Source organism: Streptomyces sp. 3211.6, from assembly GCF_003634815.1.
GTDB classification, from domain to species: domain Bacteria; phylum Actinomycetota; class Actinomycetes; order Streptomycetales; family Streptomycetaceae; genus Streptomyces; species Streptomyces katrae_A.
Window position 1 is genome coordinate 49,689 of the sequence record NZ_RBXC01000003.1, and the last position, 14,188, is coordinate 63,876.

General features: G+C 75.6%; 1 protein-coding gene. It reads right to left on the reverse strand.

The annotated features are described in order from the left end of the window. Window positions 1–12: 12 nt before the first annotated feature. Window positions 13–14,181 (reverse strand): type I polyketide synthase, encoded by a 14,169-nt coding sequence (locus tag BX286_RS35740; RefSeq protein ID WP_121017941.1) that lies wholly within the window; start codon window positions 14,179–14,181, stop codon window positions 13–15. Window positions 14,182–14,188 lie beyond the last annotated feature (7 nt).

Here is a 14,188-nt window from a genome sequence, read left to right on the forward strand (position 1 = left end):
CCATCAGGTCCATCAGGAAGTTCCGAGCTCGTTGTCGATGAAGGCGAGGACCTCGGCCGCCGAGGCGGCCTGGAGCTGCTCGGCGACACCCGCCGCCACCGTCGTGGGCTCCGGTTCGTCGTCCAGGGCGGACAGGAGGCCCTGCATCCTGGCCCTGAGTTGCGCGCGGGCGCGCTTGTCCCCGGTCAGGCCGGCGAGCGCGGCCTCCAGCCGGTCGAGTTCGGCGAGCGCGGACACGGGGGCCGCGAGGCCGTCCTCGACGAGCTGGGCCCGCAGGTGCGCGGCCAGGTCGGCGGGGGTGGGGTGGTCGAAGGCGACCGATACGGGCAGCCTCAGACCGGTGGCGGCGCCGAGCCGGTTGCGCAGCTCCACCGCGGTCAGTGACTGGAACCCGATCTCCCGGAACGGCTGGTGCTCCTCGACCTCCTCCACCGACTCGTGTCCCAGGACCGCCGCCGCCGTACGGCGGACCAGGTCCAGCAGGCGCAGGGTCTGCTCGGTCCCGGTGAGTGCGGCGAGTTCGGCGCGAAGCGCGGAACCGTCCCCGGGTTCACTCTCCTCCATCGCGTTCGTATTCGACTCGGGCGGCTCTTGTCGTGCCGTCCGGGCCGGGGCCGCGAGGGGTTCGTCGAGCCAGTAGCGGCGGTGCTGGAAGGCGTAGGTGGGCAGGTCGGTGCGCTGGGCGCCGGTGCCGTCGAAGACGGCCGTCCAGTCGACGCCGACGCCGCTCACCCAGGCCTCGGCGAGGGAGGTGTACAGGCGGCGCAGGTCGCCTTCGTCGCGGCGCAGGGTGCCGAGCGCGGTCGCGTCCATCTCGGCGAGGCCGACGGCGAGGACCGGGTGCGGGCTCGACTCGACGAACAGCCGGTGCCCGTCGGCCAGGGCCGCCTTGACGGCCTGCTCGAACAGGACGGGGTTGCGCAGGTTGCGGTACCAGTAGCCGCCGTCCAGCTCCGTGCCGTCCAGCAGCTCGCCCGTCAGGGTGGAGTACATGGGGACCGCCGCCTGGCGGGGGTTCAGCCCGCTCAGCAGGTCGGCCAGTTCGGCCTCCAGCTTCTCCACGTGGGAGCAGTGGGAGGCGTACTCCACCGCGACCCGGCGGGCCCGGACCCCCTCCGCTTCGAGGACGGTGACCAGCTCGGCGCAGGCGTCCGCGTCACCGGAAACCACCGTCGAAGACGGACCGTTCACGGCCGCCACCGCCAGCCGGTCACCGAAGGACGCGGCGATCCGCTCCGCCGCGTCGGCGGCTGAGAGACTCACGGACACCATGCCGCCCAGACCGGCGATGGCATCGATCGCCTGACTGCGCAGGGCCACCACCTTCGCCGCGTCCTCCAGCGAGAGCGCGCCCGCCACGCAGGCCGCGGCGATCTCGCCCTGGGAGTGACCGATGACCGCGGCAGGCTCGACGCCGTAGGACTTCCAGACCTCGGCCAGCGCCACCATCACCGCGAACAGGACCGGCTGGACCACGTCCACCCGCTCCAGCGGGTCGTCCGAACGCAGGACGTCCGTCAGCGACCAGTCCACATACGGCGCCAGAGCCGCCTCGCACTCCGCGATCCGCGCCGCGAACACCGGCGAGGAATCGAGGAGTTCGACGGCCATGCCGACCCACTGCGAACCCTGGCCCGGGAAGACGAACACGGGACGGGAGGAGCCGGCGCCCGCGTGGCCGCGGACGACGCCCGGGGCCTCGCGGCCCTCGGCCAGGGCGGCGAGCGCCTCGGCCGGGTCGGTGCCCAGGACCACCGCGCGGTGCTCGAAGACGGTGCGGCCGGCCGTGAGGGAGAAGCCGATGTCGACGGGGTCGAGTCCGGGCCGCTCCGCCATATGCGCGGCGAGCCGTTCCGCCTGGCCGCGCAGGGCCGCGCGGGACCGGCCGGAGAGCGTCCAGGGAACAGCGGGCAGCGTCCTGGGGGAGCCGTCCGGCGCGGCCTCGGCCTCGGCCGCGGCCTCGGGGGCCTGTTCGACGATGACGTGGGCATTGGTGCCGCTGACGCCGAAGGAGGAGACGCCGGCCCGGCGCGGGCGGCCGGTCTGCGGCCATTCCCGTTCCTCGGTCAGCAGTTCCACGGCGCCCGAGGACCAGTCCACCATCGGGGACGGCTCGTCCACGTGCAGCGTCCGGGGCAGCACGCCGTGCTGGAGGGCGAGGACCGTCTTGATGACGCCGCCCACGCCGGCCGCGGCCTGCATGTGCCCGATGTTCGACTTGACGGAGCCGAGGAGCAGCGGCCGGTCGGCGGGCCTGCCCTGGCCGTAGGTGGCCAGGAGGGCCTGGGCCTCGATGGGGTCGCCGAGGGTGGTGCCGGTGCCGTGCGCCTCGACGGCGTCGACGTCGGCGGCCGACAGGCCGGCGCCTGCGAGCGCGGCACGGATGACGCGCTGCTGGGACGGACCGTTGGGGGCGGTCAGGCCGTTGGAGGCGCCGTCCTGGTTGACGGCGGAACCGCGGATCACGGCGAGGACCGGGTGGCCGTTGCGGCGGGCGTCCGAAAGGCGCTCCACCAGGAGCATGCCCGCGCCCTCGGACCAGCCGGTGCCGTCGGCGGCGGCCGCGAAGGCCTTGCAGCGTCCGTCGGGCGCCAGGCCGCGCTGGCGGGCGAACTCGGTGAAGATGCCGGGCTGTGCCATGACCGTCACACCGCCGGCCAGGGCCGCGGTGCACTCCCCGCCCCGGATCGCCTGCACCGCCAGGTGCAGGGCGACCAGCGCGGAGGAGCAGGCCGTGTCGACGGTGACCGCGGGGCCTTCGAGGCCGAAGGTGTAGGAGACGCGGCCGGAGACGACGCTGGTGGCGCTGCCGGTGAGGAGGTGGCCCTCCACGCCCTCGGGCAGGCGCATGCCGGAGCCGTACGAGGAGGAGGCGGTGCCGACGAAGACGCCGGTGCTGCTGCCGCGCAGCGTGGCCGGGTCGATGCCGGCGCGTTCGACGGCCTCCCACGAGGTCTCCAGCAGCAGGCGCTGCTGGGGGTCCATGGCGAGGGCCTCGCGCGGGGAGATCCCGAAGAACCGGGCGTCGAACTCGCCCGCCCCGGTGAGGAAGCCGCCTTCCCTGGCGTACGTGGTGCCGACGCCGTCCGGGTCGGGGTCGTAGAGCCGTTCGAGGTCCCAGCCGCGGTCGTCCGGGAGTCCGGAGATCGCGTCGCGGCCCTCGGCGAGCAGCTCCCACAGCTGTTCGGGGGTGGAGATCCCGCCGGGCAGCCGGCAGGCCATGCCGACGACGGCGATGGGGTCGTCGTCGGGGGCGGCGGCCGCCGCCCGGACCTGTTCGGCGGGTTCGGGGGTGTCCTCGTCGGCGAAGAGTTCGGCGCGCAGGTGGTCGGCGAGCGCCGCCGGCGTGGGGTAGTCGAAGATCAGCGTGGCCGGCAGGCGCAGGCCGGTGGCCGCGTTCATCCGGTTGCGCAGTTCGACGGCGGTCAGGGAGTCGAAGCCGGTCTCCTTGAACGCCTTGGCGGGCTGGACGCTCTCGGCCGTGGCGTGGCCGAGGACGGCCGCGACCTGGTCGAGGACCAGTGCCACGAGGACCCGGTCGCGTTCGGCGGCGGGCAGTGCGGCGAGCCTCTGCCGGAAGGCGGATCCGCTCTCCTGCGGGGCGGCCGTAACGGCCCGCCGGGAGGGGGTGCGCACCAGCTTCCGGAAGACGGGGGCCACGCCGCCCGCCGCGGCCTGGGCGCGCAGTGCGCCGGTGTCGACGGCGACGGGGACGACGGCGGCGTCACCGGCGGCGCGGCCCGCGTCGAACAGGTCCAGGCCCCGGCCGGGGGCGAGCGGGGCGACGCCGGAGCGGGCGATGCGCCCGGCGGTGTCGTCGGCGAGGGTGGCGAGCATGCCGCCGCTGGTGTCCCACGGTCCCCAGACGAAGGACTGGGCGGGCAGGCCGTGGGCCTGGCGGTGGGCGGCGAGAGCGTCCAGGAAGGCGTTGGCGGCGGCGTAGTTGCCCTGGCCGGGGGCGCCGAAGACGCCGGCGACGGAGGAGAACAGGACGAACGCGGACAGGTCGCTGTCGCGGGTCAGTTCGTGGAGGTTCCAGGCCGCGTCGGTCTTGGGCCGCAGCACGGCGGCGAGCCGTTCGGGGGTCAGGGCCGACAGGATGCCGTCGTCGAGGACGCCGGCGGCGTGGACGACACCGGTCAGGGGGTGTCCGGCCGGTACCGCGGCCAGGACGGCCGCCAGGGCCTCCCGGTCGGCGGCGTCGCAGGCGGCCACCGTCACCGTCCGGGCGCCCGCTTCCTCCAGGCCCGCGACGAGTTCGGCGACGCCGGGGGCGTCGGCTCCGCGCCGGGACAGCAGCAGGAGGTGGCGGACCCCGTGTGCGGTGACGAGGTGCCGGGCGACGAGGCCGCCGAGCTCTCCGGTACCGCCGGTGACGAGGACGGTGCCGTCCTGTTCCAGGGGGGCCGGGAGGGTGAGGACGACCTTGCCGGTGTGGCGTGCCTGGCTGAGGTGGCGGAAGGCCTCCCCCGCCCGGCGAACGTCCCACGAGGTCACCGGAAGCGGTTCGAGGACGCCTTCGGCGAACAGACCCAGAACTTCTTCCAGGAGTTCGCCAATGCGCTGCGGCCCGGCGTCGATCAGGTCGAAGGACTGGTACGACACCCCCGGATGGCCGGCCGCGACCTGCTCGGGATCGCGCAGATCGGCCTTGCCCATCTCCACGAACCGCCCGCCGCGCGGCAACAGCCGCAGCGACGCGTCCACGAACTCACCCGCCAGCGCATCCAGGACCACATCCACACCACGACCGTCCGTGGCCGCCAGGAACCTCTCCTCGAAGTCCAAAGTCCGCGACGAGGCGATCCGGGACGCATCCACACCCGTCCCCCGCACCACCGGCCACTTGCCCTCACTCGCCGTCGCGAACACCTCCGCGCCCAGGTGGCGGGCCACCTGCACCGCGGCCATACCCACACCACCGGCAGCCGCGTGCACCAGCACCGACTCACCCTCGGACAGACCGGCCAGCTCCACCAGCGCGTAATACGCCGTCAGGAACACCACCGGCACCGAAGCCGCCCGAGCGAACGACCAGCCCTCCGGAACCCGCGCCAGCATCCGCGCATCCGTCACCGTCACCGGCCCGAACCCGCCGACCAGCACACCCATCACACGGTCACCCACAGCCAGGCCCGAAACCCCCGGACCCACCTCCAGGACCACACCCGCACCCTCGATACCCATCGAAGCCGCACCCGGGTACATGCCCAGTGCGATGAGCACGTCGCGGAAGTTCACGCCCGCGGCACGCACCGCGACCCGCACCTCACCCGCACCCAGCTCCCGCAGCGCCTCCGGGGAGGGGACGAGGGCGAGGTTCTCCAGGGTGCCGGCGCCGTCGACGTCGAGCGTCCAGGCAGGGGTGCCGGCCGGCGGGTGGAGCAGGTGGCCGGCGGCGCCGAGGCGCACCAGCCTGGGGGCGAGCAGGGCCCCGGAGCGGACGGCGATCTGCGGTTCACCGGCGGCCAGCGCGGCGGCCACGGCGGCCGGGACCGCCGGGAGGCCGCCGGCGGCGTCCGTGCCGTCCAGGTCGACCAGGCCGAACCGGCCCGGGTTCTCGGACTGGGCGGTGCGCAGGAGGCCCCAGACGGCTGCGGCCGGCAGGTCGCGTACGTCTTCGGCGGCGCGGGTCGCGACGGCGCCGCGGGTCAGCAGGACGAGCCGGGAGTCCTCGCAGCGTGCGTCGGCGAGCCATTCCCGGACCAGTTCCAGCGCCTTGCGGGCCGTCTCGTGGACCGCGCCGGCGACGTCCTCGGCGGTGCCGCCGTGGACGGCGGCGAACACGGTGGCGGGCAGCGGGGCCGTGGCGTCGGCGCGCAGCAGCGCGAGCAGCGCGGCCGGGTCGGCGTGGACGGCGGGGGCCTCGCCGGTGGCCTGGGCCGCGTCGGCGGTGACGGGCAGCGGGGCCCATTCGAGCTGGTGCAGCGCGTCGTCGCCGGTGGCGGCCGGGCGCAGCCGGGCGACGTCGACCGGCCTCAGGACGAGGGAGTCGACGGCGGCCACGGGCCGGCCGGACCCGTCGGCGAGCAGCAGGGACACGGTGTCGGGTCCGGCCGCCTTCAGTACGACGCGCAGCGCGGTGGCGCCGGTGGCGTACAGGGAGGCGCCCGACCAGAGGAAGGGCAGCAGGCCGCGGCCGGAGTCCTCGACGAGGCCGCCGAGTCCGACGGCGTGGAGCGCCGCGTCGAGCAGTGCCGGGTGCAGGCCGAACCTGCCGGCGTCGGCGGCCGCCTCTTCGGGCAGCTCCACCTCGGCGTGGACGGCGTCGGCGCCGCGCCAGGCGCGGCGCAGGCCGCGGAAGGCGGGCCCGTAGCCGAAGCCGGCGTCGGCGAGCTGTTCGTAGAGGCCGTCGACGGGTACCTCGGCGGCGCCGGCCGGCGGCCAGGCCTCAAGGTCGAAGGAGGCGGCGGGGGCGGCCGGGGCCACCACGCCGGTGGCGTGCCGGGTCCACGGCTCCTCGAACCCGGAGGTGTCGGGGCGGGCGTACGCGGTGAGGGTGCGGCGTCCGCCGTCCTCCTCGGGGCCGAGGACGACCTGGAGGTGGACCGCGCTGCCCGCGGGCAGGGTGAGCGGGGTCTCCAGGGCCAGTTCCTCGAGGTGGCCGCAGCCGAGCTGGTCGCCGGCGCGGACGGCGATCTCCACCCAGGCGGTGCCGGGCACGATGACCGTGCCGCCGACGGCGTGGTCCGCGAGCCAGGGGTGGGTGCGGGTGGAGAGGCGGCCGGTGAGGAGGGCGCCCTCGCCGTCGGCGAGCGCGACGGCGGCGCCGAGCAGCGGGTGGCCGGCCGGTGCGAGTCCGAGCCCCTTCACGTCGCCCGTCCAGCCGCCGCGGTTCCTGGGCCAGTAGCGCTCGTGCTGGAAAGCGTACGTCGGCAGGTCGACGCGGCGCGCGCCGGTCCCGGCGAAGAAGGCCGTCCAGTCGAGGCCGGCGCCGTGGACGTGGGCGGTGGCCAGGGCGCGGAGGAGCGCCTCGCGGGCGTCGCGGCCCGTGCGCTGCGCGGGGACGAAGACGGCGTCGGCGCATTCGGCGCCCATGGCGGCGAGGACGGCGTCCGGGCCGAGTTCGACGAAGCGGGTGACGCCCTGGGCGTGCAGGGTGCGTACGCCGTCGGCGAAGCGGACGGCCTCGCGGACGTGGCGTACCCAGTAGTCGGCGGAGCACAGCTCTTCGGCGGCGGCGGTCTCACCGGTGAGGTTCGAGACCACGTCCACGGTGGGGGCCGAGAAGGCGACGGATTCCACGACGGCGCGGAAGGCGTCGAGCATCGGCTCCATGAGCGGGGAGTGGAAGGCGTGGCTCACCGTCAGCCGCTTGGTCTTCACACCCCGCTCGGCGAGGGCGTCCGCGATCTCGGTGACGGCGTCGGCCACACCCGAGACGACCACCGAGGCCGGTCCGTTGACGGCGGCGATGCTGACGCCCTCGTGCCCGGCGACCAGCTCGGCGACCTCCGCCTCGGAGGCCCGTACGGACACCATGGCGCCACCCGCGGGCAGCGCCTGCATCAGCCGGCCCCGCGCGACGACCAGACGCGCCGCGTCCTCCAGGGAGAACACCCCCGCCACGTGCGCGGCGGCGATCTCGCCGACCGAATGCCCGAGCAGGGCGTCGGCCTTCAGACCCCAGCTCTCCACCAGCCGGAACAGGGCCACTTCCAGGGCGAACAGCGCCGGCTGCGTGAACTCCGTACGGTCCAGTGCGGCGGAGTCCTCGGCGAACATGACCTCCCGCAGCGGGCGGTCCAGTTCCGGGTCCACGTGCGCGCAGACCTGGTCGAGGGCCTCGGCGAAGACGGGGAAGGCCCCGTACAGCTCCCGGCCCATGCCGGCGCGCTGGCCGCCCTGGCCGGTGAAGAGGAACGCGGTGCGGCCCTCGGCGTCGGCGGTCGCGGTGAGGACGTGCGGCAGTTCGCGGCCCTCGGCGAGCGCGGCCAGGCCCTCGGCGAGCGCGGTCCGGTCGTCGGCGAGGACGACGGCCCGGTGGTCGAAGGCGGTGCGGGTGGTGGCCAGCGCGTGGGCCAGGTCGAGGAGGTCCGGGCCGTCGGGCAGCTCGCGCAGGGCCTCGGCCTGGGCGCGCAGCGCGGGTCCGCCGCGGCCGGAGACGAGCACCGGCAGCGGGCCGGCGGGGGGCGCGGTCTCCTGGGGGGCGGTGTCGGCGGGTTCGGCGGGCGGGGCTTCCTCGACGATGACGTGGGCGTTGGTGCCGCTGACGCCGAAGGAGGAGACGGCGGCGCGGCGCGGCCGGTCCTCGCGGGCCGGCCACTGCCGTTCCTCGGTGAGCAGGCGGACGGCGCCGGAGGCCCAGTCCACGTGCGGGGTCGGCTCGTCGACGTGGAGGGTGCGCGGCATCAGGCCGTGGCGCATGGCCAGGACCGTCTTGATGATGCCGCCGACGCCGGCGGCGGCCTGGGCGTGGCCGATGTTCGACTTGAGCGAGCCGAGCCACAGCGGGTCGTCGGCGTCGCGCTCCTGGCCGTAGGTGGCGAGGAGGGCCTGGGCCTCGATGGGGTCGCCGAGGGTGGTGCCGGTGCCGTGCGCCTCGACCAGGTCGACCTCGGCGGAGGTGAGGCCGGCGGCGGCGAGGGCCTGGCGGATGACGCGCTGCTGGGCGGGCCCGTTGGGGGCGGTGAGGCCGTTGGAGGCGCCGTCCTGGTTGATGGCTGAGCCCCGGACGACGGCGAGGACCTGGTGGCCGTTGCGGCGGGCGTCGGAGAGGCGTTCGACGAGGAGCACGCCGACGCCTTCGGCCCAGCCGGTGCCGTCGGCGGCGCCCGCGAAGGACTTGCAGCGGCCGTCGAGGGCGAGGCCGCGCTGGCGGGAGAAGTCGACGAAGGTGGACGGGGTGGCCATGACCATGGCCCCGCCGACGACGGCGAGCGAGCACTCGCCGCCGCGCAGCGCCTGCGCGGCGAGGTGCAGGGCGACGAGGGAGGAGGAGCAGGCCGTGTCGACGGTGATCGCCGGGCCCTCCAGGCCGAGTGCGTAGGAGACGCGGCCGGAGACGACGCTGGCCGCGTTGCCGGTGCCGAGGTAGCCCTCGGCGGCTTCCGGGGCCGCCATCAGCAGGGACGGGTAGTCCTGGCCGTTGGTGCCGGCGAAGACGCCGGTGGCGCTGCCGCGCAGGGTTTCGGGGTCGATGCCGGCCCGTTCGACGGCCTCCCAGACGGTCTCCAGCAGCAGGCGCTGCTGGGGGTCCATGGCGAGGGCCTCCCGCGGGGAGATCCCGAAGAACGCGGCGTCGAACGCGCCGGCGCCGGTGAGGAATCCGCCCTCCTTGGCGTAGGAGGTGCCGGGGTGATCGGGGTCGGGGTGGTAGAGCCGTTCCAGGTCCCAGCCCCGGTCGTCGGGGAACTCGGCGACGGCGTCGGTGCCGGTGGCGACGAGTTCCCACAGCTGTTCGGGGCTGCTGACGCCGCCGGGGTAGCGGCAGCCCATGCCGACGATGGCGATGGGGTCGTCGTCGGCGGCGGTGGCCAGGCCGGCCGCGGCGACGACGTCCTCGCCGGTGCCGAAGAGCTCGCCGCGCAGGTAGTCGGCGAGGACCCGGGGGGTGGGGTAGTCGAAGACCAGGGTGGTGGGCAGGCGCAGGCCGGTGGCGGCGCCGAGCCGGTTGCGCAGTTCGACGGCGGTCAGCGAGTCGAAGCCCAGTTCGCGGAAGGCCCGGCCGGCGGGCATGGCCTCGGCCGAGGCGTGGCCGAGGACCTCGGCGGCCTGGGTACGGACCAGTTCCAGCAGGACGCGGTCGCGTTCGCCCGCGGACAGGCCGGTCAGCCGGCCCTTGAGGAGGGCGGTGTGCTCGGCGCCGTCGGGGGCGGCGCTCTCCTCGGCGAGTGCCAGGCGCACCTCGGCGAGGTCGCCGATGAAGGGGCGGGGGCGGGCGGAGGTGAAGGCGGGGACGAACCGCTCCCAGTCCACGTCGGCGACGGCCGTGAGGGTCTCGTCGCCGACGACGGCCCGCTCGAGGGCGGTGACGGCGTGCTCCGGGTCCATGGCGGGCAGGCCGCGGCGGCGCAGGTGCTCCCCCGCGTGGCCGTCGGCCATGCCGCCGCCGCCCCAGGCGCCCCAGGCCACGGAGGTGGCGGGCAGTCCCCGGTCGCGGCGGTTGCGGGCCAGGGCGTCGAGGTGGGCGTTGGCCGCGGCGTACGCGCCCTGGTCGCCGCTGCCCCAGATGCTGCTGATGGAGGAGTAGAGGACGAAGGCGTCCAGGTCGTCGGGGCCGGAGAAGACGGTGTCGAGGTGGGTGGCGCCGAGGACCTTGGCGTGCAGGATCTCGGCGAGGTGGCGGGGCTCGGTGTCGGTGAGCGGGAAGAGCTGCCCGACGCCGGCGGTGTGCACGACGGAGCGCACGGGGGTGCCCCGGTCGGCGAGGGAGGCGACGAGGGCGCGCAGGGCGGTGAGGTCGGCGACGTCGCAGGCGGTGAGGGTGACGGTGGCGCCGCGGGCCTCGAGGTCCTCGCGCAGGGCGCGGGCTTCGGGGGCGTCGGGTCCGCGCCGGCTGGTCAGGACGAGGTGTTCGGCGCCCCGGTCGGCGAGGCGGCGGGCGATGCGGGCGCCGAGGGCGCCGGTGCCGCCGGTGACCAGGACGGTGCCGCGCGGGGTCCAGCCGTCTGCGGCGGGGGCGGCCGCGGTGCCGGTCGCGGGGCGCACGAGGCGGGGTACGTAGGTGCCGGCGGCGCGGACGGCCGCCTGGTCCTCCCCGTCGGCGGCGGCGAGCACCGCGGCCAGGCGGGCGCGGCCCCGCGGGTCGAGGGTGGCGGGCAGGTCGACGAGGCCGCCCCAGCGGTCGGGGTGTTCGAGGGCGGCGACCTTGCCCAGGCCCCAGACCTGGGCCTGTACGGGGCTGGTGAGCGTGTCGGAGCGGCCGGTGGCGACGGCGCCGCGGGTGGCGCACCACAGCCGTGCCGTCATGCCGGCGTCGCCGAGGGCCTGGACGAGGGCGAGGGTGGCCGCGAGGCCCGCGCGGACCACGCCGGCGCCCTCGGGCAGGAGGGTCTCGTCCAGGGCCAGGAACGAGAGCACGCCGGCGAACCGGTCCCCGTCGGGGGCGGCTTCGCCCAGGGCGGCGGTCAGGCCCGTACGGCCGGTGCCGGCGGCGGGGATCTCCAGGCGCGTCACGGTGGCGCCGGATTCCTCCAGGGCGGTGACGGATCCGGTGACGGCCGGGTCGTCCGCGTGGCCGGCGGGGACGACGACGAGCCACTGGCCGGACGGTGTGGCGGTGGTCTTCTCGACGAGCGGCTTCCAGGCGACGGCGTAGCGCCAGCCGTCCACGACGGAGCGCTCGCGCTGGCGCTTGCGCCAGGTGGAGAGCACGGGCAGCACGGCGTCGAGCAGGGGGCGCGCGGACTCCTCCGCGGCGACGGCCTGTGACAGCGCCTCCAGGTCCTGTTCCTCGACGGCGGCCCAGAACTCGGCGTCGGCCGGGTCACCGGGTGCCGGGGCGGCCGGGCCGGCGGCGGGGGCGGGGGCCGTGGGCCAGTAGCGCTCGTGCTGGAAGGCGTAGGTGGGCAGTTCGGTGCGCCGGCCGCCGGTGGCGGCGAAGAAGGCGGGCCAGTCGACGGTGATGCCGTGGACATGGGCGCGGCCGAGGGCGGCGACGGCCGACTCGGCCTCGTCGCGGCCCTTGCGCAGCACGGGGGCGTACACGGCGTCGGGGGCGGTGTCGGCGGCCATCGCGGACAGGACGCCGTCCGGGCCGAGTTCGACGAAGCGGGTGACGCCCTGGCCGTGGAGGGTGTTGACGCCGTCGGCGAAGCGGACGGCTTCGCGGACGTGGCGCACCCAGTAGTCGGCGGAGCACAGCTCCTCGGCGGCGGCCGGCTCGCCCGTGAGGTTCGAGACGAGGGGGATGGCCGGTGCGGCGAAGGCGACGGACTCGGCGACGGCGCGGAAGGCGTCGAGCATCGGCTCCATGAGCGGGGAGTGGAAGGCGTGGCTCACCGTCAGCCGCTTGGTCTTCACGCCGCGCCCGGCGAGGGCGTCCGCGATCTCGGTGACGGCGTCGGCCACACCCGAGATGACGACCGAGGAAGGCCCGTTGACGGCGGCGATGCTGACGCCCTCGTGCCCGGCGACCAGCTCGGCGACCTCCGCCTCGGAGGCCCGTACGGACACCATGGCGCCACCCGCGGGCAGCGCCTGCATCAGCCTGCCCCGTGCGACGACCAGACGGGCCGCGTCCTCCAGCGGGAACACGCCCGCCACGTGGGCGGCGGCGATCTCGCCGACCGAGTGGCCGAGCAGGTGGTCGGGCTTCAGGCCCCAGCTCTCGACGAGCCGGAACAGGGCCACTTCGAGGGCGAACAGCGCCGGCTGCGTGAACTCCGTGCGGTCGAGTTCGGCGGAGTCCTCGGCGAACATGACCTCCCGCAGGGAGCGCCCCAGCTGCGGGTCCACGGCGGCGCAGACCTGGTCGAGGGCCTCGGCGAAGACGGGGAAGGCCCCGTACAGCTCCCGGCCCATGCCGGCGCGCTGGGCGCCCTGGCCGGTGAAGAGGAAGGCGGTGCGGCCGGCGACCGGCTGTCCGAGGGTGCCGCCGCCCTGGGCGAGCGCCTCGACGGCCTCCAGCAGGGCGGCCGGGTCGCGGCCGACGAGGACGGCACGGTGTTCGAAGGCGTGCCGGGTGGTGGCCAGGGAGACGCCCACGTCGGCGGGGTCCAGTCCGAGGTGGACGCGCAGGAACCCGGCGAGGCGTTCTGCCTGGGCGCGGACCCCCGCTTCGGAGCGGCTGGAGAGTACCCACGGCACGACGGCGCCGCGGGCGGACGGCTCGGGTTCGGGCCGGGCTTCGGCGCGGGCCTCTTCGACGATGACGTGCGCGTTGGTGCCGCTGATGCCGAACGAGGAGACTCCGGCCCGGCGGGGCCGGTCCTCGCGGGCGGGCCAGGTGCGCCGCTCGGTGAGCAGTTCGACGCGGCCGGCCGTCCAGTCGACGTGCGACGACGGCTCGTCGACGTGCAGGGTCTTGGGCAGCACGCCGCGGCGCATCGCCTCGACCATCTTGATGACGCCTGCGACGCCGGCGGCGGCCTGGGTGTGGCCGATGTTGGACTTCACGGAGCCGAGCCACAGCGGGTCGTCGGCGTCGCGGCCCTGGCCGTAGGTGGCGAGGAGGGCCTGGGCCTCGATGGGGTCGCCGAGCGCGGTGCCGGTGCCGTGGGCCTCGACCGCGTCGATCTGGTCGGAGGACAGGCGTGCGTCGGCGAGGGCCTGGCGGATGACCCGCTGCTGGGAGGGGCCGCTGGGGGCGGTGAGGCCGTTGGAGGCGCCGTCCTGGTTGACGGCGGAGCCGCGGATGACGGCGAGGACGGGGTGGCCGTTGCGGCGGGCGTCGGAGAGCTTCTCGACGACCAGCAGGCCGACGCCCTCGGCCATGCCCATGCCGTCGGCGGCCTCGGCGAACGCCTTGCAGCGCCCGTCGCGGGCGAGGGCCCGCTGGCGGCTGAACTCCAGGAACCCGCCGGGGTTGGACATGACGGTGACGCCGCCGGCGAGGGCCAGCGAGCAGTCGTCGTTGCGCAGCGCCTGGCAGGCGGTGTGCAGGGCGACGAGGGACGAGGAGCAGGCCGTGTCGAGCGTGACGGCCGGGCCTTCGAGGCCGAGGGTGTAGGACAGGCGGCCGGAGAGGACCGAGGTGACGCTGCCGGTCAGGGCGTGCCCCTCGGAGCCGTCGCCGGAGCGGCCGAGGCCGATGCCGTAGCCCTGCGCCGCCGCGCCGACGAAGACGCCGGTGCGGCTGCCGCGCAGTGCGGCGGGTCCCAGGCCGGCCCGTTCGAACGCCTCCCAGGACGTTTCCAGCAGCAGGCGCTGCTGGGGGTCCATGGCCAGGGCCTCGCGGGGGGAGATCCCGAAGAAGGCGGGGTCGAAGTCGGCGACGCGGTCGAGGAAGCCGCCCTCGCGCGCGTACGTCGTACCCGGGTGGTCCGGGTCCGGGTCGTACAGCCGCTCCAGATCCCAGCCGCGGTCGGCCGGGAACCCGGAGACGGCGTCGCCCTCGGCGGACAGGAGCTGCCACAGGTCCTCCGGGGAGCTGACGCCCCCCGGGAAGCGGCAGCCCATCCCGATGATGGCGATGGGCTCCTGCTCCTCGGACTCCACGTCACGCAGCCGCTGACGTGTCTGGTGCAGTTCGGCTACCACCCTGGTGAGGTAATCCCGAAGCTTTTCCTCGTCCGCCATCGAACGT

Excerpts from the sequence above, each read along its gene's own strand:
- BX286_RS35740 (WP_121017941.1), bottom strand. The coding sequence starts at position 14,181 with ATGGCGGACGAGGAAAAGCTTCGGGATTACCTCACCAGGGTGGTAGCC.